The sequence below is a fragment of the Cryobacterium sp. 10S3 genome (assembly GCF_034344045.1).
Classification (GTDB): Bacteria; Actinomycetota; Actinomycetes; order Actinomycetales; family Microbacteriaceae; genus Cryobacterium; species Cryobacterium glucosi.
Map to the genome: position 1 here is coordinate 1654456 of NZ_CP133773.1, position 19332 is coordinate 1673787.

The 19332-nt window shown below is 66.7% G+C and carries 21 protein-coding genes; 7 read left to right on the top strand and 14 right to left on the bottom strand.

Going from position 1 to position 19332, the window contains the following annotated elements; genetic code table 11:
* Nucleotides 1-46 precede the first annotated feature (46 nt).
* The gene (locus tag RHM57_RS07705) at nucleotides 47-733 is read left to right on the top strand and encodes an exonuclease domain-containing protein (protein ID WP_134446604.1); all 687 of its coding nucleotides are present in this window, start codon (nucleotides 47-49) and stop codon (nucleotides 731-733) included.
* 108 nt (nucleotides 734-841) lie between these two features.
* Here the strand turns inward: RHM57_RS07705 and RHM57_RS07710 are convergent, their stop codons facing one another.
* The 3 genes from RHM57_RS07710 to glgA form a co-directional block, all read right to left on the bottom strand.
* Nucleotides 842-1093 (bottom strand): type B 50S ribosomal protein L31, encoded by a 252-nt coding sequence (locus RHM57_RS07710; RefSeq protein ID WP_134446605.1) that lies wholly within the window; start codon nucleotides 1091-1093, stop codon nucleotides 842-844.
* A 112-nt stretch (nucleotides 1094-1205) separates the two neighbouring features.
* Complete coding sequence (locus tag RHM57_RS07715; RefSeq protein WP_134446606.1) at nucleotides 1206-1988, bottom strand: ABC transporter ATP-binding protein; 783 nt, start codon at nucleotides 1986-1988, stop codon at nucleotides 1206-1208.
* A 49-nt stretch (nucleotides 1989-2037) separates the two neighbouring features.
* Nucleotides 2038-3219 carry a glycogen synthase gene (glgA, locus tag RHM57_RS07720; RefSeq protein WP_134446607.1) on the bottom strand — a complete coding sequence of 394 codons (1182 nt, stop codon included), beginning with the start codon at nucleotides 3217-3219 and terminating at the stop codon, nucleotides 2038-2040.
* Between the two features lie 81 nt (nucleotides 3220-3300).
* Between glgA and RHM57_RS07725 the strand changes: the two genes are divergently transcribed.
* Together RHM57_RS07725 and serB are read left to right on the top strand one after the other, a co-directional pair.
* Nucleotides 3301-4545 carry a glucose-1-phosphate adenylyltransferase gene (locus RHM57_RS07725; RefSeq protein ID WP_134446608.1) on the top strand — a complete coding sequence of 415 codons (1245 nt, stop codon included), beginning with the start codon at nucleotides 3301-3303 and terminating at the stop codon, nucleotides 4543-4545.
* Entirely contained in the window at nucleotides 4542-5189 is a 648-nt protein-coding gene (gene serB / locus RHM57_RS07730) for a phosphoserine phosphatase SerB (RefSeq protein ID WP_322189695.1), read from the top strand. Before RHM57_RS07725 ends, serB begins: the two co-directional genes overlap by 4 nt.
* 36 nt (nucleotides 5190-5225) lie before the next feature.
* On the opposite strand, the gene RHM57_RS07735 is transcribed toward serB, so the two are convergent.
* From RHM57_RS07735 to fabG, 3 genes are all read right to left on the bottom strand, one after another.
* On the bottom strand, nucleotides 5226-6887 hold the full coding sequence (locus RHM57_RS07735) for an HNH endonuclease signature motif containing protein (protein ID WP_322189696.1): 1662 nt from the start codon (nucleotides 6885-6887) through the stop codon (nucleotides 5226-5228).
* Between the two features lie 175 nt (nucleotides 6888-7062).
* On the bottom strand, nucleotides 7063-8046 hold the full coding sequence (locus RHM57_RS07740) for a zinc-binding dehydrogenase (RefSeq protein ID WP_134561128.1): 984 nt from the start codon (nucleotides 8044-8046) through the stop codon (nucleotides 7063-7065).
* 20 nt (nucleotides 8047-8066) lie between these two features.
* Entirely contained in the window at nucleotides 8067-8777 is a 711-nt protein-coding gene (fabG, locus tag RHM57_RS07745; RefSeq protein WP_134448668.1) for a 3-oxoacyl-ACP reductase FabG, read from the bottom strand.
* 134 nt (nucleotides 8778-8911) lie between these two features.
* On the opposite strand from fabG, the gene RHM57_RS07750 reads away from it, so the two are divergent.
* The 3 genes from RHM57_RS07750 to RHM57_RS07760 are packed head-to-tail and all read left to right on the top strand — an operon-like array spanning nucleotide 8912 to nucleotide 10379.
* Nucleotides 8912-9283: a DUF3099 domain-containing protein gene (locus RHM57_RS07750; protein ID WP_134448670.1), complete on the top strand. Its 372-nt coding sequence runs from the start codon at nucleotides 8912-8914 to the stop codon at nucleotides 9281-9283.
* Nucleotides 9280-9540: a hypothetical protein gene (locus RHM57_RS07755; protein WP_322189697.1), complete on the top strand. Its 261-nt coding sequence runs from the start codon at nucleotides 9280-9282 to the stop codon at nucleotides 9538-9540. The genes RHM57_RS07750 and RHM57_RS07755 overlap by 4 nt, the downstream gene beginning before the upstream one ends.
* The gene (locus tag RHM57_RS07760; RefSeq protein WP_134448674.1) at nucleotides 9537-10379 is read left to right on the top strand and encodes an SURF1 family protein; all 843 of its coding nucleotides are present in this window, start codon (nucleotides 9537-9539) and stop codon (nucleotides 10377-10379) included. The genes RHM57_RS07755 and RHM57_RS07760 overlap by 4 nt, the downstream gene beginning before the upstream one ends.
* 30 nt (nucleotides 10380-10409) lie before the next feature.
* Here the strand turns inward: RHM57_RS07760 and RHM57_RS07765 are convergent, their stop codons facing one another.
* The 7 genes from RHM57_RS07765 to sufB all read right to left on the bottom strand — a co-directional run bounded on the left by RHM57_RS07765 (nucleotide 10410) and on the right by sufB (nucleotide 17028).
* Nucleotides 10410-12008 (bottom strand): ABC-F family ATP-binding cassette domain-containing protein, encoded by a 1599-nt coding sequence (locus RHM57_RS07765; protein ID WP_322189698.1) that lies wholly within the window; start codon nucleotides 12006-12008, stop codon nucleotides 10410-10412.
* Between the two features lie 92 nt (nucleotides 12009-12100).
* Nucleotides 12101-12742: a TetR family transcriptional regulator gene (locus RHM57_RS07770; RefSeq protein WP_322189699.1), complete on the bottom strand. Its 642-nt coding sequence runs from the start codon at nucleotides 12740-12742 to the stop codon at nucleotides 12101-12103.
* 152 nt (nucleotides 12743-12894) lie between these two features.
* Complete coding sequence (locus RHM57_RS07775) at nucleotides 12895-13224, bottom strand: metal-sulfur cluster assembly factor (protein WP_134448677.1); 330 nt, start codon at nucleotides 13222-13224, stop codon at nucleotides 12895-12897.
* A 4-nt stretch (nucleotides 13225-13228) separates the two neighbouring features.
* Nucleotides 13229-13993, bottom strand: coding sequence for a Fe-S cluster assembly ATPase SufC (sufC, locus tag RHM57_RS07780; protein WP_134448678.1), 765 nt, complete (start codon nucleotides 13991-13993; stop codon nucleotides 13229-13231).
* Between the two features lie 54 nt (nucleotides 13994-14047).
* A complete protein-coding gene (locus tag RHM57_RS07785; RefSeq protein WP_134448679.1) occupies nucleotides 14048-14377 on the bottom strand; it encodes a non-heme iron oxygenase ferredoxin subunit in 330 nt (109 codons plus the stop codon).
* Nucleotides 14378-14379: 2 nt separating this feature from the next.
* Entirely contained in the window at nucleotides 14380-15609 is a 1230-nt protein-coding gene (gene sufD, locus RHM57_RS07790) for a Fe-S cluster assembly protein SufD (RefSeq protein ID WP_134560129.1), read from the bottom strand.
* Nucleotides 15610-17028, bottom strand: coding sequence for a Fe-S cluster assembly protein SufB (gene sufB / locus RHM57_RS07795; protein WP_134448681.1), 1419 nt, complete (start codon nucleotides 17026-17028; stop codon nucleotides 15610-15612). It lies immediately after the preceding gene.
* Between the two features lie 263 nt (nucleotides 17029-17291).
* Between sufB and RHM57_RS07800 the strand changes: the two genes are divergently transcribed.
* Nucleotides 17292-18233 carry a COX15/CtaA family protein gene (locus RHM57_RS07800; RefSeq protein WP_322189700.1) on the top strand — a complete coding sequence of 314 codons (942 nt, stop codon included), beginning with the start codon at nucleotides 17292-17294 and terminating at the stop codon, nucleotides 18231-18233.
* A gap of 34 nt (nucleotides 18234-18267) precedes the next feature.
* Here RHM57_RS07800 and RHM57_RS07805 read toward each other — a convergent pair whose 3' ends face one another.
* Nucleotides 18268-19209 (bottom strand): heme o synthase, encoded by a 942-nt coding sequence (locus RHM57_RS07805; protein ID WP_134448683.1) that lies wholly within the window; start codon nucleotides 19207-19209, stop codon nucleotides 18268-18270.
* Between the last annotated feature and the right edge of the window lie 123 nt (nucleotides 19210-19332).

The window sequence follows — 19332 nt, forward strand, 5'->3', positions numbered from 1 at the left end:
GGCGTCGACGCCCGGGGATGTCGGCGGTCGGCCCTAGGCTGGCCCCATGAGCAACTGGAGTGACACCCTCGCCGTCTTCGACCTCGAAACGACCGGAATCGACGTGGAGACGAGTCGCATCGTCTCGGCGACGGTGGCCGTGATCGATGTCTCAGGGGCCGTCGTCGAGCGCATCGACTGGCTGCTCGACCCCGGCATCGAGATCCCCGAGCAGGCGACCAACGTGCACGGCATCACGACGGCCCAGGCCGTTGCGAACGGGCGCGCCGCCGGCGAAGGTGTCACCGAGATCGTCGCGACCATCCGGGAACTGCTCAGCAGGGGCCTTCCGATCGTGGCATACAACGCGCCGTACGACCTCTCCCTGCTCAACCGGGAGGCCATCCGCTACGGGGTCGCACCACTCGTGTCGCCCTCCCCCGTCGTCGACCCGCTGGTCATCGACAAGCAGGTGGACCGCTACCGCAAGGGCAAGCGCACCCTCGAGGTCACGAGCGCCTACTACGGGGTGTCCCTCGACGACGCCCATGACGCCGGTGCGGACGCGATCGCCGCGGGCAGGGTCGCCCAGGCCATCGCGAAGGCCCACGTCGCCGTGCTGCCGGGCACGGTCGCCGAACTGCACGAGCTGCAGGTGCAGTGGTCCATGCAGCAGGCCGAGCGCTTCCAGGACTACATGCGCCGCGAACGCGACCCGAAGTTCGTCGCGAGCGGCGCGTGGCCCGAGCGGTAACGCGAGCAGCACCGCAGGCATCCGCGCGGGGTACGGAACGCGGGGTACAGAAAAGGCGAGCAGCCGTGGCTGCTCGCCTTTCGTGTATCGCGCTCGAGTGCGTCGGTCTTATTTGCCGAAGCCCTTGTAGCGGGAGTTGAACTTCTCCACGCGTCCGGCGGAGTCCATGATGCGCTGCTTGCCCGTGTAGAACGGGTGCGACTCAGAGGAGATTTCCACGTCGATGACGGGGTAGGTGGATCCGTCTTCCCACTCGATCGTCTTGGCGCTCGAGACCGTCGAACGGGTCAGGAAGGTCGCACCCGACGCGAGGTCGCGGAAGACCACGGGGGCATATGTGGGGTGGATGTCAGACTTCATGAAAACTTCCTTATATGAGTTGCGCCGGTCCGGACCGGATGGCCCGGGGAACGGCGGCAGGAAAAAGTTACACGGCCCGAGGACCGACTGTCGAGTCTAGCAGAAGCGAACGTCAGGCCGCACGGGCCGTGAAGCGACCGGCGTCCTCGCTCAGGCCGATCGGCAGGCCGAACGTTTCGGTGAGGGTGTCCGCCGTCAGAGACTCCGCGAAGGGGCCGGCCGAAACGACGCGTCCACCAGAGAGAAGCAGGGCGTGGGTGAAGCCGAGGGGGATCTCTTCGACGTGATGGGTGACCATGATGATGGCCGGTGAACTCTGCTCGAGGGCATAACCGCCGAGCAGGCGCAGGAGTTCTTCGCGGGCGCCGAGGTCGAGGCTCGCCGCCGGTTCGTCGAGCAGGAGCAGTTCGGGGTCGGTCATGATCGATCTGGCGATCTGCACTCGCTTCTGTTCACCGTCGCTCAGGGTTCCAAAGGTGCGATCGGCGAGGTGGTCGAGGCGCCATTCCTGGAGGACACGCTGGGCGCGGCGCTCGTCGATGGCCTCGTATTCCTCGGTCCAGCGACCGGTCACCGAATACGCGGCGGTCATGACGACGTCGATCACCTTTTCACCCGCCGGAACCTTCCGGGCGAGCGCGGTCGACGCGAAGCCGATGCGCGGACGCAGTTCGAACAGGTCGGTGCCGCCGATCGGCTCCTCGAGCACCTCGGCTGTGCCCCGGGTGGGGTGCAGCATCGCGGCGGCGATCTGGAGGAGCGTGGTCTTTCCAGCGCCGTTCGGGCCGAGGATCACCCAGCGCTGATCGTCATCAACACTCCAGTTCACTGAGTCGAGGATGGTTGTGCCAGCCCGGACGACGGAGACGTCGGTGAATTGAAGAACGTTGACCATGCATCCATGTTATCTGCCGTCGCCGAGGCGTCGGCACGCCGGGCGGGGCTCAGAGCAACCCGGCGTAGATCTCCCGGGTGCTCGTGGCGATCTGGCTCCAGCTGAACTTTTCCTCTGCCCTGATCCGGCCGGCCCTGCCCATTTCCGCGGCACGATCGGGGTCTGAGACGACCTCCAGTAGGGTGCGGGCGAGGTCGGCGACGAAACGGTCAGGGTCGATCGGCGTGCCGGTGCCATCACTGACCTGGTCGATGGGCACGAGTCGTCCGGTGACCCCGTCGTCGACGACCTCGGGGATGCCGCCGGTCGCCGAACCGACAACCGGGAGGCCGCACGCCATCGCCTCGAGGTTCACGATGCCGAGAGGCTCGTAGACCGAGGGACAGACGAAGACGGTGCCGGCCGTCAGGACGGCGGAGAGGTCGTGCTGGGACAGGTGTTCCGGAATCCACACGACCCCGGTGCGCTCGGCCTGGAGCGCCCTGACTCCAGCGGTCACCTCGGCCATGATTTCTGCGGTGTCCGGTGCCCCGGCGCAGAGCACGAGCTGGACCTCAGGCGGGAGAGACGCTGCGGCACGGAGAAGATACGGGAGTCCCTTCTGCCGGGTGATCCGTCCGACGAACACGACAGAGGGTCGGGTCGGGTCGATGCCGAGCGAACGGACGATGTCCTCGTCCGCGGTCGGCTTCCAGGCCTCGAGGTCGATGCCGTTGTAGACGACGTGCACCCGGGACTCGTCGAGTGCCGGATAGCTGCGGAGGATATCCGCCCGCATTCCCCCGCTGACGGCGATGACGGCATCCGCTGCCTCGAAGGCCGTGCGTTCGATCCAGCTCGAGACCCGGTAGCCTCCGCCGAGTTGTTCGGCCTTCCACGGCCGGAGCGGCTCCAGGCTGTGTGCAGTGACGACGTGCGGGACGCCGTGCAGGAGCTTGGCGAGGTGCCCTGCGCCGTTGGCGTACCAGGTGTGCGAGTGCACGATGTCGGTGCCCGCGGCGTCCTGGGCCATCAACAGGTCGACGCCGAGTGTCGACAGGGCGCCGTTCGCCGTCGCAAGCTCGGCTGGGACGCCGTATGCGAAGGTATTCGGTTCGTCGCGCGGCGAACCGAAGCAGCGCACCACGACGTCGATGTCGGTACGGAGGGCCTTGACGAGCTCAGCGACGTGCACGCCGGCCCCGCCATAAACCTCTGGTGGATATTCCTTGGTCAACAGATCGACTCGCATGAAAGTAAAACTAGCGCAGCATCGCATCCGACACACCGTTTTCGGGTGGCCACAGGCCCCGGATGCCCTTACTGTAAAGACATGGCATCGAAGAAGATCTTTGGAATCGTACTCGCTGGTGGCGAGGGCAAACGACTGATGCCGTTGACGGAGGACCGCGCAAAGCCGGCCGTTCCGTTCGGCGGCAACTACCGGCTCATCGACTTCGCACTGTCCAACCTGATCAATTCCGGGTTGACCCAGATCGTCGTCCTGACCCAGTACAAGTCGCACAGCCTCGACCGTCACGTCTCCCAGACCTGGCACGTCTCCGGCGGCTTGTTCAACTCATACATCGCGTCCGTGCCCGCGCAGCAGCGCCTCGGCAAGCGCTGGTTCTCCGGCTCCGCGGACGCAATCCTGCAGAGCCTCAACCTGATCCACGACGAGAAGCCCGACATCGTCGTCGTGGTCGGCGCCGACCACGTCTACCGCATGGACTTCAGCCAGATGATCGCGGCCCACATCGCCTCGGGGGCACAGGCGACGGTCGCTGCGATCCGCCAGCCGATCGGCCTCGCCGACCAGTTCGGCGTCATCGAGGTCGACGGGGCCACTCCGGACCACATCCGGGAGTTCCGCGAGAAGCCGAAGGACGCGATCGGCCTCGCCGACGCGCCGCACGAGGTGTTCGCCTCGATGGGCAACTACGTCTTCAACGCCGACGCCCTGATCGAGGCCGTGCTGCGTGACGGAGAACGCACCGACTCGAGCCACGACATGGGCGGGGACATCATTCCCGACTTCGTGTCCCGCGGCGAAGCCGGTGTCTACGACCTCCAGCGCAACGAGGTACCGGGCTCCACCGATCGCGACCGGTACTACTGGCGCGATGTGGGAACCATCGACTCCTTCTTCGAGGCACACCAGGACCTGATCAGCGCGCTCCCGGTCTTCAACCTCTACAACCAGAAGTGGCCGATCTTCAGCCAGCAGCTCAACTCGCCGCCGGCCAAGTTCGTCCGTGACGGGCGTGGTTCGCTCGGCACGATGATCGACTCGATCGTGTCCCTCGGCTGCGTCATCTCCGGCGCCCACATCGAGCGCAGTGTGCTCGGGCCGTGGGTGGCCATCGATTCCGGCGCCCACATCGCGGACTCGATTCTCTTCGACCGGGTGCAGATCCTGCCCGGCGCGACCGTCCGTCGGGCCATCCTCGACAAGAACGTCGTCGTCGCCGCCGGAGCCTCCGTCGGTGTCGACAGGGACCGTGACCTCGCGCGCGGCTTCAGCGTCACCGAGTCCGGCATCACCGTCGTCGGCAAGGGCGTGCACGTACACCCGTGACCCGTCCCACTCGTTTCCTTGTCGTCCTCGATTCCGATTCCACCCTGATTGAAAACGAAGTGATCGAGCTCCTGGCGGATGCTGCGGGCTCGCTCGAACTCGTCGCTGCGGTGACCGAGCAGGCCATGCGCGGTGAGATCGACTTCGCCGAGAGCCTCCGTGCCCGGGTGAAGACCCTCGCCGGGCTGCCGGAGAGCGTCTTCACCGACGTCGGGCTCCTGGTGCGCCCGAGTCCGGGCGTGCACGAGCTCATCGCCGGACTGCATGCCCACGGCAGCAGAATCGGGGTCGTCTCCGGCGGTTTCCACGAAGTGCTCGATCCGCTCGCGGAGAGCCTCGGCATCGACCACTGGCGAGCCAACCGGCTCGAAGTCGTCGGCGGCCACCTCACCGGCAACCTCGTCGGGCCGATCATCGACGCAACCGCGAAGGCGGATACCCTCCAGGAGTGGGCGGCGGAACTCGGCGTCGCGCTCCCCCAGACCGTCGCCGTCGGCGACGGAGCGAACGACCTGAAGATGATGCACGTCGCGGGTCTCGGCATCGCGTTCAACGCGAAGCCTCTCGTGCGGGCACAGGCGGATGTCGCGATCGACATCTGCGACCTCAGCCAGGTCCTGCCCATCCTCGGCCTCCGCGGCTAGCACTTCCACTACAGGCGCCGCCGTGTCCGGTGGACTCTAGTCGCGTCTGGGTGGTCCGGTGAGGACCTGGTGGGCGCGGTGCCTGTTCGGTGGCCGCCAGAGTCGTTGCGGATCGATCAACCCAGGGGCCCGCACTTGCGGTGAGCCCTTCACCATGCGGATCTCCCACCCGGAGGTGTCGATGCTGTGGTGATGGAACCAGCAGAGTAAGACCCCGTTGTCGACGGTCGTCGGGCCGTCTTTCGCCCAGGGCTTCACGTGGTGTACTTCGGCCCAGTGCGCCGGGGCTTTGCACCCGGGGATGATGCAGCCGCCGTCCCGGGCGGTAATCGCCCGGCGCTGGGCCCGGTTGAAGTACCGTCGTTCCGGCCCGAGCTTGAGCACTTCGTTGTTCGCCCCGAACAACACGCCCTGGAAGCCGCCGTCGCAGATGCGCTGATGCACCGTCTTCAAAGACACGGGGGCCTCGACCCCGTCGACCCACCCCACCCCGACCTCCGAGGCGAGGTCCGCAGCGTTGACGTGCACCATCACCGTCGGGGCGGATCCGCCCATGCTGGGCGTGTCCTCGTCGCGGGCGGCGTGTTCGAACAGGGCCCGGAGGATGTCGGCGCGTTTCTCCCCACTCGTGCGGGTATCCGCCCGGCGCTCCCGGAGCTCTGCCTCGATCACGTCCAGATCCGGGCCCGTGTCGGCGTCGGTACCCGCGGTCTCGGCGCCGGGGATCATCTGCCCCGAATCCATCAGCGCCTGTTCCTCGGCGGTGGGGAACGCCGGGCGGGCGTGGAAGCTGAGGAAGGCGTCGAAGAGGGTGTTCATCACCCCGTAGAGTTCCGGCGTGACTCCGCCCTTCACGGGGTACAACCCGTTCTTGAGTTGTCCGAAGCCGATGTTGGACTTCGCTTCGAACAGGTCCTCGGTTGGGAGGACCCCGTCGGGGTCCAGGGCCGCCTGCCACTGCGCGACCATGCCCCGGATCAGGTCCGTCGTCACCGGCACACCCGCCCCCGCCAGGTCCTCCGTCTCCGGGGTGATCAGGCCCGCCGCCGTGGCGACCAGGGCCCGCTCCGCCGTGAGCAGGTCATCCGGCGCCACCCGGTGACTGATCACCTGCAACCCGGCCACGATCAACTCCGCCGTCTCCACCCCGATCTCCCCCGCTGCCAGGGCGGCTCCAACGGTCGGGAACAAGGGCGGCAACCAGCTGCTCCCGCCGCACGGCCGCGGCAACACCGCGTCGCCGAGCTTCGTGCGCCGCTTCACTTCCCGGGCCGACACCCGCGTCACCCGGGTGAGGACATCCCACGGGCCCGTGCAGCCCATCCGCCAGGCCAGGCCCTCCCGGCCCAAAACCCGAGCCCGCCGGTCCACATCCGTCGCCGTGCTCACCCTGGCCGCGTCCACTGTCCGCCCGATCGCCTCCACGGTGCTCAGCGCCGTGACCGCTTCTGTGTCGCTGAGCAGCCCGACCGGGATCGCGGCCAGGGCCTCGGCGAGAACCGCCTGGGCCTCCACGAGACGGGCGACAGCATCCGCATGCACCGACGACACCGACCCGGCCAGACCCTCCGCGCCCTCGAAACCCTCGACAACCGCAACCGGATGGGCCGACTTGACGCCTGCGATGGGCTGATCTCCCGCGACCCCGGAACCGGGTGCCTGCGGGGTGTGTGACTGGGGATCCCAAGCTCCTGCCATACCCCGATTCTACCCCGAATCGAACACGAATGCGAGACTTACTCACATAATTTTAGGCTTCTCATCTTGAGTTTCACACCTGGAAACGAGGGTACCGACCCCTGACGGACGCTGTGCATGTGACCGGCGCCGTTCGCCAGCGGTGTGACGATCCGTCCGACCTCAGTCGGGGAGTTCAGCGCGGAAGGACGACGAGTTTTCCGCCGGCGGTACCGGCCTCCATGTCGCGGTGGGCCTGCACGATCTCATCGAGCCTGTAGACACGGCCGAGCGGGACGCGCGCGTGACCGGCTGCGACGGCGTCGAGGAAGGCCTGCAACTCCGCTGATGTCAGGTCTGCGGCCTCTCCGGAATACGCGGTGAGGCGCACTCCGTTGGGAAGCCAGTCCATCGGGTAGAACTCGTCGATCGTCCAGGTGTCGGAGAGCATCCCGGTGAAGCAGACGGTGCCTCCGGCTCGCACCGCTCGGAGGGTGTCGCGCAGGACGTTGACGCCGACGAGCTCGACGGCTCCGTCGACACCGCCAGGCACGATCTCCCGCACCCGGCGCGCGACCTCGCCATCGTCGATGATGACGTGGTCGGCGCCTGCAGCCTCGAGCAGGCCGACGCTCGAGGGATTCCGCGTGGTCGAAAGCACCCGCATCCCGCGCAGCGCGCCGAGGGTGGCCAGCGCGAGGCCGACAGAGGACGTTCCGCCGCGGATGAGCAGGCTCTGGCCGTCGGCGGCCTGCAGCCCGACACGCAGCGACCCCGCCGCGGTCTGCAGCATCTCGGGCACGGCACCGAGCACGTCCCAGCCGAGTCCGCTGGTGAAGGGCACGACGATCGCGGCCGGCACCGACACGTATTCGGCGTAACCGCCGTCGAAGGAGCGGCCCATGCCGCCCATCATCGCGGCCACCTGGGCGCCGACGGGATACTCCCCACCCGGGGCATCCGCTATCGTTCCGACCGCTTCGATCCCAGGAATGCGCGGAAACGAGCCGGTCGACGCGACACCGGAACGGAAGTGGAGTTCGGACCGGTTGAGCCCGAAGGCCTCAACCCGGATCAGCACCCATCCGGGTCGCGGCGTCGGCATCGGCACGTCACGGACGCGCAGAACACCGGGGTCACCAGGCCCGTCGACGACAACCGCCCGCATTGTCGCCGTCATTGTCGGTCTCATGGCGGAGGTCAGTGACCCATTCCGAGTCCGCCGTCGACCGGGATCACGGCGCCGGAGATGTAACCGGCGTCGTCGCCCGCGAGCCACGTGACGACCTTGGCGACCTCGGCGGGGGAAGCGAAGCGTCCTGCCGGGATGTTCTTCTTGTATTCGGCCTGGACGGCCTCGGAAAGCTCCGCGGTCATCTCGGTCTCGATGAAGCCGGGTGCGACGACGTTCGCAGTGATGCCGCGGGCGCCGAGCTCGCGGGTGACCGAGCGGGCGAGCCCGACGAGCCCGCTCTTGGAGGCGGAGTAGTTGACCTGCCCGGCGGAACCGTAGAGGCCGACCACGCTCGAGATGAGCACGATCCGGCCGAACCTGGCCTTGAGCATGCCCTTGGATGCGCGCTTGACGACGCGGAAGGCACCGCTCAGGTTCGTGTCGATGACGGAGGTGAAGTCGTCTTCCGTCATCCGCATCAGAAGGGTGTCTTTGGTGATGCCGGCGTTGGCCACGACCACTTCAACCGGTCCGAGGGACGCTTCGATCTCGGTGAACGCGGCGTCGATCGATGCGGCGTCGGTGACGTCGGCACGTACCGTGAGGCTGCCCTCTGGGCCGGACCCGGAGCGGGCCGTGACCGCGACGCGATGGCCCTGGCGCACGAATTCTTCGGCGATGGCAAAGCCGATCCCACGGTTGCCCCCGGTCACGAGAACGGTCCTGACGGAGGGCATACGGTTCCAATCTATTCCCAGCGAACGACCAGCCGTACGCACGTATATTCCAGTTTACGGTGTCATCCCACAGACCGGGCGAGACGTAGGCTTATCAGGCAAAACCTCCACCGGTTGACCGAAGCGATGAGAGTATGAAACAGCAGTCGATCACGTCCCTGCCTCCGTCTCCGGAGGCCGAGCGACGCGCCCGGATGATCAAATACTCGGTGACCATGGGCATCCGGATGGTGTGCATCGTCCTGATGCTCTTCGTGCACGGCTGGTGGCTCCTGGTCTGCGCCGCCGGAGCGATCCTGCTCCCCTATTTCGCGGTCATCGTCGCAAACGTCCACGGAAACGGCGCGGGAACCGCCGTCGTCCGCCCGGGAGCCGTTCAGCTCTACCGCGGTCAGTCCTCGACCAGTCCTGAATCCTCGTCGGCCGCCCAGTCGCCACCCGGGCAAGCCTCCGACCGGCCGGCGCCGACTCACGACCCGTCCCGCGGCCCGGGTACGGACGAATGATCGGTTTCGACGACGACCTCGACGTACCGCGTTGTTCGAGGGCCGGCTGCCGGGAGGACGCGCAGTGGCGCATCGACTGGCGCAACCCGCGTATCCATACCGCTGACCGGGTCAAGACCTGGCTCGCCTGCCCGGAGCATGTCGAGTATCTGCGGGAATTCCTGGGTGCCAGGGACTTTCCGGTGGCCGTCTTCGCGCTCGAAGCTGCACCGGACACAATACCGGGCCGCCCGGCCGCAGGGACGGACCCGTCGTGACCGGCTGGAAGTTCGCCTTCACCCGCAGGTGGGCCGGATACCTCGTGCTCACCATCATCTTCGGCGCCGCCTGCGCCGGCCTCGGTATGTGGCAGTTCGCCAGGCGCAACGAGGCCCTCGTCGAGATCAACAAGGTCGACGCGAACTACGACCACATCCCGGTGAGCCTGACCGAAGCACTTCCCACTCTCGATTCCTTCAACGAGTCACAGAAGTGGCTGCCGGTGACGATGACGGGAACGTACCTCGTCGCCGATGAGCTGATCGTGCGGAATCGCCCGCTGAACGTGCACCCGGGCTTCGAGGTGCTCACGCCGCTGCTCCTCGCTGACGGCACGGTCTTCGTCGTCGATCGTGGCTGGGTCCCCACCGGCGAGACGGCGGAGGCCCCCGGCCCGGTTCCCGCAGCGCCGACGGGTGAAGTCACGGTCATCGCCAGGCTCAAGGCCGGAGAACCGACCCTTCCCGGGCGCACGGCGAGCGGGAACCAGATCGCCACGATCCACCTCGCCGACGTCGCCGACCGGGTCGGCGCACCCACGTACACCGCGGCATACGGCCTGATGGCCTCCGAGGATCCCGCGCCGGCCACCCGGCCGGCCGGCGTGACCAGGCCGGTCGCGGACGAAGGCTCGCACCTGTCGTACGCGTTCCAGTGGATGCTGTTCGCCCTGCTCGGCTTCATCGGGCTCGGCTGGGCGGTGCGGCAGGAATTCCGCTCTCTCAACGCGGACGACCCCGAAGAGCGCACGCGCGCAGAGGAACGCGCCCGCCGTGCGGCCGCCAAGCCGCGTACGGACGCAGAGGTCGAAGACGACCTCATCGACAGCACGCACTGACAGACAGTACGCACCGACCGATAGCGGAAGCTAGGCGAGCATGATCAGGTCGAGGTAGTCCTTGTTCCAGTGGTCCTCTGTGCCCTCCGGCATAATCAGCACGCGTTCCGGGTTGAGCGCCTCGACGGCGCCCTCGTCGTGGCTGACCAGAACGACGGCACCCTCGTAGTGCGCGAGCGCGTCGAGGATCTCGTCACGGCTCGCGGGGTCGAGGTTGTTCGTCGGTTCGTCGAGGAGTAACACGTTGGCGCCGGAGACCACGATCATCGCGAGGGCAAGCCTAGTCTTCTCTCCACCGGAAAGAACCCCGGCCGGCTTGTCGGAATCGTCACCGGTGAACAGGAACGAGCCGAGGACCCGGCGGGCTTCCATTTCGGTGATGTTCGGCGACGAGGACACCATGTTCTGCAGAACGCTGCGCTTGACGTCGATGGTCTCGTGTTCCTGCGCGTAGTACCCGATGCGGAGACCGTGGCCGGGGACGATCGTGCCGGTGTCCGGCTTGTCGACGCCCGCGAGCATCCGCAGAAGCGTGGTCTTGCCCGCACCGTTGAGGCCGAGGATGACGACCTTGGACCCGCGGTCGATCGCGAGGTCGACAGCTGCGAAGATCTCGAGGGAACCGTAGCTCTTCGAGAGGTCGTTCGCCATCAGCGGGGTGCGGCCGCACGGGGCCGGCACGGGGAAGCGCAGCTTGGCCACGCGGTCGACGGCGCGCACGGCGTCGAGTCCGGAGAGCAGCTTCTCAGCCCGGGCGACCATCTGGTGGGCCGCTGCCGCCTTGCTCGCCTTGGCGCCGAACTTTGCGGCCTGCAGCTGCAGGGTGGACGCCTTCTTCTCGGCGTTGGCGCGTTCCTTCTTACGACGGTCGGCGTCTGCGAGGCGCTGGCGCTGGTAGTTCTTCCAGTTCATGTTGTAGATGTCGATGACCATGCGGTTGGCATCGAGATAGAACACCCGGTTGACGGTCTCGCCGACGAGTTCGATGTCGTGGGAGATGATGATGACGCCGCCGCGGTAGTTCTTGACGAACTCGCGCAGCCAGACGACGGAATCGGCATCGAGGTGGTTGGTCGGTTCGTCGAGGATCATCGTCTCCGCGGCGGAGAACAGGATGCGGGCGAGCTCGATGCGGCGGCGCTGGCCGCCGGAGAGGGTCTGCAGCTCCTGGTCGAGGATCCGGTCCGGAAGGTTCAGGTTGCTCGCGATCGAGGCCGCCTCCGCCTCCGCTGCGTAGCCGCCGAGGGCGTTGAACTGGTCGGTGAGGTTGCCGTAGACCTTCATGGCCTTCGCGGCGACCTTGGGGTCGTCGCTGCCCATGTCGAGGCCGGCCTGGTAGAGGCCGAGGGAGATCGTGCCGAGGCCGCGGGCGTCGAGGATACGGGTGCGCGCGAGCATGGTCGGTTCACCGGAGCGCGGGTCCTGCGGAAGGTAGCCGATCTGGCCGGAGCGGTCGATCTGGCCGTGGGCCGGCATCGTCTCGCCCGCGAGCGTCTTCGTGAGGGTCGTCTTTCCCGCACCGTTGCGGCCGACGAGGCCGATCTTGTCGCCGGCGGAGACGCGGAAACTGACGTCTTCCATGAGCACGCGCGCCCCGACTCTGATTTCGAGGTTTTGCACACTGAGCACAGCAATAGTCCGTTCGGAAGGTTCGTGGGAGGGGTTCGGCCCGACCGGGCCAGCTATCTAGTATATTCTCGCGCGGCGACGGGGAGGGACGCTCAGAAAAGTGTGGCCCGGAGCGTGTTCCCGAGCCACTCCCGGTAGGCCCCGAGGGACCAGTCCAGATCGAGCACGAGGGAGCGGTAGACCTGCGGGTGGGCGAGCGCCCAGATCGCCGCGGCCGCCTCGTGGTCGCTGAGGCCGCTGCGCAACGCATGGCGGTCGCGCAACGCCGTTGCCGTCTCGCTGAAGTTGTGCAGCAACCGTGCGGACTGGCGCAGCTCGAGACGCGCCACGTCGGCATCGACCCCCGCGGCCTGCGCGACGACCGTCCGCAGGGCGGCGGTGCGCACGTTCGTCTCGACGCACCAGTCGACGAGGAGGCGGATGATGTCGGTCGCCGAGCGCGGTCCGCTCGCCTCCCGGGGTGACGCAACCGGATCCTGGAGCGCGGACTCCCCACTGCCCGACGGCTCCGTGGCACCACGCTCGAGTACCGCCGCAAGCACGTCGGCCTTGAGGCCCACGGAATTGTAGATGGTCTGCACCGCGACGCCGGCCTCCGCGGCGATCGCCGCGATGGATGCCGCGATGTACCCGCGCTCGAGCATGAGGCGCTCGGCCGCGTCGAGGATGACCGTCCTGGTCGCCTCGCTTTGCGCCGATCGACGGCTCGGCCGCGTCCTTCCGGGGGAATCCATCTCATTAGCATAGCGTTCCAATGAGTGGAGGAGCATACTAATTCAGTCGCGGGCGCGGGGATGCCGCCGGCCGACGGCATCCGCCGATTAACGCAGTGTCGCCCCGGATCGGAATCCGGGGCGACACTGGGCGGGTGATACTGGGGCGACGGTCAGATCGCGAAGCCGAGGGCGCGCATCATGTCACGGCCGTCGTCGGTGATCTTCTCAGGGCCCCACGGCGGCATCCAGACCCAGTTGATCCGGAACTGGTCGACGACCCCGTCGAGCGCTTCGGCGGTCTGCTCCTCGAGCACGTCGGTCAGCGGGCAGCCTGCCGAGGTCAGGGTCATGTGGATGATCAGGGCGTCGTTCTCGTCGTCCCAGCCCAGGTCGTAGATGAGGCCGAGGTCGACGACGTTGATGCCGAGCTCGGGGTCCATGACGTCTTTGAGCGCCTCTTCGATCTCATCGAATCGCTCGGGTGACAGCGTTGAAACCATGCGGTCAGCCTACGTTCGAATCGACGAGAAAGCGATCGTAGCCTTCGTCCTCGAGCCGGTCGGCAAGCTCGGGTCCGCCCTGCTCCGCGATCCGCCCGTTGACGAACACGTGCACGAAATCGGGCTCGATGTAGCGCAGGATGCGGGTGTAGTGCGTGATCAGGAGGATGCCGAGTCCGGTGTTCGCCTTGGCGCGGTTGACGCCCTCCGAGACGATCTTGAGCGCGTCGACGTCGAGGCCGGAGTCGGTTTCGTCGAGGATCGCGAACTTGGGCTTGAGCAGTTCGAGCTGCAGGATCTCGTTGCGCTTCTTCTCACCACCGGAGAAGCCCTCGTTCACGTTGCGCTCCGCAAAGCTCTTGTCCATGCGCAGGTTCGTCATGGACTGGCGGACGTCCTTGATCCAGGAACGGATCGCGGGCGCTTCGCCGTCGATCGCGGTCTTGGCGGTGCGCAGGAAGTTGGTGACGGTGACTCCGGGGATCTCGACCGGGTACTGCATCGCGAGGAAGAGGCCGGCGCGGGCGCGCTGGTCGACGGTCATGGTGAGGACTTCCTCACCGTCGAGCAGGATCGAGCCGCTGTCGGCGTGGTACTTGGGGTGGCCGGCGATCGTGTACGCGAGGGTCGACTTGCCGGAGCCGTTCGGCCCCATGATGGCGTGGATCTCACCCTCGTTGATCGTGAGGTTGACACCCTTCAGGATCTGCTTGGTGCCCTGGTCGGTCTCGACGCTGACGTGCAGGTCCTTGATCTCAAGAACTGACATGGATTCTCTGGTCTCTTTCATTCAACGGCGCGCAGGCGCCGGTACGTGTGGGGGTTACGCGGTGACGTAGTGCGGGGTCGGGTCGATGAAGACGTCGCCGTTGATCAGCTCGACCGTGAACACCGGAACGGGTTCGTAGGCGGGCAGGTTGAGCGGGCGACCGCTCTTCAGGGAGAACTTGGAGCCGTGTGCCCAGCATTCGACCGTGTCGTCTTCGACGAATCCCTCGGAGAGGGAGATGTCGCCGTGCGTGCAGGTGTCGCCGATCGCGAAGACGTCGCCGGCGCTGTCCCGCACCACGACGATGGGGACTCCGTCGATCTCGACCTTGACGGCCTGATTCTCTTCGAGTTCGTCGAAGGCGCAGATCTTCGTGGACGCCATGGTCAGTTCTCCTTGGTTGTTGCGGGTGCGCGGACCTCGTCGGTGCTGCGCAGTTCGGCTTCGATGGCCGCCTGGAGGCGGTCTTCGAGCGGTTGGGATCCGATGTGCTGCACGATCTCGCTCAGGAAGCCGCGCACGACGAGTCGCCGGGCCTCGTCTTCCGTGATTCCGCGGGACTGCAGATAGAACAGCTGCTCATCGTCGAAGCGGCCGGTCGCACTCGCGTGCCCGGCGCCCTTGATGTCACCCGTCTCGATCTCGAGGTTCGGGATCGAGTCCGCGCGGGTGCCTTCGGTCAGCACGAGGTTGCGGTTCTGTTCGTAGCTGTCGGTTCCAGGGGCGTTGCGACCGATCAGGACGTCGCCGATCCAGACCGTCCGAGCGCCTGCGCCCTGCAGGGCGCCCTTGTAGGTCACCCGGCTGCGGCTGTTCGCGGCGTCGTGGTGCACGTACACCTGCTGTTCGAGGTGCTGGCCGGCATCCGCGAAGTAGAGACCGTAGAGGTCGGTGTCGGAGCCGGGACCGGCGAGGCGCACCGAGGGGTTGACCCGCACGATGCTGCCGCCGAGGGACACGACGACGTGCTTGAGGTAGGCGTCGCGGCCGACGGATGCGAAGTGGTTGGCCAGCTGAACGGCACCGGTGTTCCACTCCTGCAGCGTGACGACCGTGAGGTGCGCGGACTCGCCGACGATGATCTCGAGGTTTTCGGTGAGGCGTGCGTCGCCGGTGTTCTCGAGGATGATCGTCGCCCGGCTGAACGGCCTGGCCTCGATGATCGTGTGGGCGCCGCGCGGGCCGGTGCCGAGACGGGCCCGGGTGATCGTGATCTCCTTGTCCTCTTCACCGGTGACGGTGATGGCCAGGGCCTTCTCGAAGCTCGTCCAGGCGTTGGCGGCGGCTCGTTCCTCCGGGGCGCCAACCGAACCGATGCGGGCGTCATCGCGCCCGACCCAGTCGATCGCGACACCGTCGGTCGGGGTCGAGTCGACGTCGTAGGCTGCGCCGTCGAGCTCGCCGGCCGTGAGGTCGGTGAACTTGGCGACCGGTGAGAGCTTCCATACGGCCTCGCGCCCCGTGACGGGGGCGAAGTCGGCGACGTCGACGCTCTTGAAGCGGTCGTTCCTGGTCTGCACGGGGACGAAGCCGAAGCGTCCGTCCGAGTGCGCCTTGATGCCGTGCTGTTCGCTGGTGGGCAGTGCTGCTGTTGTTGAAGTCGGGGCGGCGGACATTTAGCCGACGGATCCTTCCATGCCCATTTCGATGAGCTTGTTGAGTTCGAGGGCGTACTCCATCGGGAGCTCCCGTGCGATCGGTTCGATGAATCCTCTGACGATCATGGCCATGGCCTCGTCCTCGGGCATACCGCGGCTCATCAGGTAGAACAACTGCTCCTCGCTGACGCGGGAGACGGTGGCCTCATGGCCGAGCTGCACGTCGTCGACACGGATGTCGATGGACGGGTAGGTGTCGGAGCGGGACTGGGTGTCGACGAGCAGCGCGTCGCAGCGCACGGTGTTCGCGGAGTGGTGCGCACCGGCATCCACCCGGACTTCACCGCGGTACCCCGAGCGGCCGCCGCCGCGGGCGATGGACTTGGACACGATCGAGGACTGCGTGTACGGAGCCATGTGGATCATCTTGGCGCCGGCGTCCTGATGCTGGCCGGGACCGGCGAAGGCCACGGACAGGGTTTCGCCCTTGGCGTGCTCGCCCATCAGGTAGATCGACGGGTACTTCATGGTGACCTTGGAGCCGATGTTGCCGTCGATCCATTCCATGGTCGCGCCCTCTGCGGCTGTTGCGCGCTTCGTGACGAGGTTGTAGACGTTGTTCGACCAGTTCTGGATCGTCGTGTACCGAACTCGGGCGTTCTTCTTCACGATGATCTCGACGACGGCGGAGTGCAGCGAGTCCGACGAGTAGATCGGGGCGGTGCAGCCCTCGATGTAGTGCACGTAGCTGCCCTCGTCGGCGATGATGAGCGTGCGCTCGAACTGGCCCATGTTCTCCGTGTTGATCCGGAAGTACGCCTGGAGCGGGATCTCGACGTGCACGCCGGGCGGAACGTAGACGAAGGAGCCGCCAGACCAGACCGAGGTGTTGAGCGCGGCGAACTTGTTGTCACCGGAGGGGATCACGGTGCCGAAGTACTCCTTGAAGACCTCGGGGTATTCCTTGAGCGCGGTGTCCGTGTCCATGAAGATGACGCCCTGGGCTTCGAGCTCCTCATTGATCTGGTGGTAGACGACCTCTGACTCGTACTGGGCCGCGACGCCGGAGACGAGGCGCTGGCGCTCCGCCTCGGGGATGCCGAGCTTCTCGTAGGTCTTCTTGATGTCGTCAGGCAGGTCTTCCCAGGTCTGGGCCTGCTTCTCCGTTGAACGCACGAAGTACTTGATGTTGTCGAAGTCGATTCCGGACAGGTCGGCGCCCCACGTGGGCATCGGCTTGCGCTCGAACAGTTCGAGGGCCTTGAGCCGGCGCTGCAGCATCCAGTCCGGCTCGTTCTTGAGCTTCGAGATGTCGGTCACGACCTCTGGCGAGACGCCACGGCGGGCGGATGCGCCGGCCGCGTCGGAATCGGACCAGCCGAATTCGTACGTTCCCAGGCCCGCGAGTTCGGGCCGGTCGAGCAGGACGTCAGACATATTTACCTCTTCTCCCATCCACGACAACCCGGATATTAGTCCGGTCATTCCCGCACGGCTCCAGGCGAAGACGTGCGATGAACGGGTTGCGTGGGCGGCTACGTTGCGTACCTAAGATGATTAGAGGCGGCGAGGTGTCGAACCGCGGTTTGTACAACCGCGTGATCACCGCCCAGAAACACCTAATTCTACAGGTTCCCGATGCGTTAAGTGGCCGGACCCGGCGATTTCACATGCACCAGGCCCGAGAGGAAGCAGAACCCGTGAAACGGATTTCGGAATGGCTGCCCACGAGCGTTGACCGAAGGGTCCGCCTGATCGCGTGGGTGTACCTCGCCGCGCAGATCCTCCTCGTCGGCACGGGCGGCCTCGTCCGCCTGACAGGCTCAGGGCTCGGTTGCCCGACCTGGCCGAAATGCACCGACGGTTCGCTCGTCAACACGCCGGAGATGGGCATCCACGGCGTCATCGAGTTCGGCAACCGCCTGCTCGGTGCCGTACTCGGCCTCGTCGCGGTCCTTGCCTTCCTCGCCGTCGTGCGGCTGCGTCGCGAACGCCCCGACCTGTTCCGCCTCGCCCTGTTCGCCGGGCTCGGCATCCCCGCCCAGGCGGTCATCGGGGGCATCAGCGTGCTCACGCAGCTCGACCCCACCGTCGTCGGACTGCACTTCGTCATCTCCGCAGTGCTCGTGGCGCTCTGCACGGCCTTCGTCTACCGGGTCTACACCGGCAACGGCCAGCGGGCTGCCGTCGTGCCCCGCTGGTACGCGATCCTCACGCATGTGACGAGCGCCGTGGTCGCCGTCACAATCGTCGTCGGCATCCTCACGACCGGTTCCGGGCCGCACGCCGGTGACGAGAACGCGCCGCGAAACGGGCTCGACTCGGAGTTCCTGCAGCACGTGCACAGCTGGCCCGCCTACCTGACCGTCGCGCTCACCATCGCCCTCGTCATCGGCGCCTGGGGCCTCGGCCGGTCGCTCCGCACCTGGACCCTGGCCCTGCTCGGTGTCGAGGCCGTCCAGGTCGTCGTGGGGCTCGTTCAGGCGAACACCGGACTACCGGCCGGCCTCGTCGGAATCCACATGGTCCTCGCGTGCGTACTCGCGGCCGCGATGACCGCCGTCGTGCTGCACCTCAAAGAGCCGGTGGCGCAGCCCGTCGACGCCACTCCCCCGGTTCCGCACCAGGCAACCGCACGCTGACGCACCCGGCTCTGCTGGGAAGCCCCCGCGCGACCTAGAAGGGGAGCAACGGGTCGACGCCCACGGCGACGAAGAGCAGTGTCAGGTACGTGATCGAACCGTGGAACACCCGCATCGGCGAGACCACCTCGTGACGGATAGCGAGGTTGTACAGGCGGTGGGTCTCGTAGATGAACCAGCCGCCGGTGACGAGCGCGACCCCGGTATAGAGCAGGCCCATCGAAGCGACCGGGATCAGGAGCAGTGAGCACGCGACGGTCGCCCACGCGTAGAGGATGACCTGAAGGCCGACCTGGGCGCGTCCGCGCACGACGGCGAGCATCGGGACTCCGGCGGCCTGGTACTCGGCGCGGTATTTCATGGAGAGCGGCCAGTAGTGCGGCGGGGTCCACAGGAAGATGATCGCGAACAGGATCAGCGGCGGCCAGGACAGGTCGCCGGTGACGGCGGCCCAGCCGATCAGTACGGGCATGCAGCCGGCGATTCCGCCCCAGACGATGTTCTGGGCGGTGCGGCGCTTGAGGATGATCGTGTAGAAAACGACGTATAGCAGGATTGCGCCGAGCGAGAGAGCCGCGGCGACCCAGTTCGTGAAGACCAGGAGCCACACGATCGACGCGGCACCGAGCACCCACGCGAAGACGAGGGCCTCCCGGTCGCTGAGCTCGCCGGTGACGAGCGGCCGGTTCATCGTGCGCTTCATCACGCGATCGATGTCGCGGTCGATGTAGCAGTTGAACGCGCCGGCGGATCCTGCGCTGAGCGCCCCGCCGATGAGGGTCGCGAGCACGAGCCACAGGCTCGGAATCCCGCGTTCGGCGAGCAGCATGGTCGGCGCTGTCACAACGAGTAACAGTTCGACGACCCGCGGCTTGGTCAGGGAGAGGTAGGCGAGGAAGGTCCGACGGAAGCCTCGCGCTCCCCTGCCGCCGGGCGCCTGCACGCCCGCGGGGGTCGCGTCCTGGGAGATCTGCATAGTGGATTGAGTCTAACCAGTCCCGGCCGGGCGGAAGCCCATTCGAGGATCGTTCAGCTTTACGCCGGTCAACCTCACCCGGCCATGCCGACTGCCTATACTTGGGGGTGCTCGCCAATCATG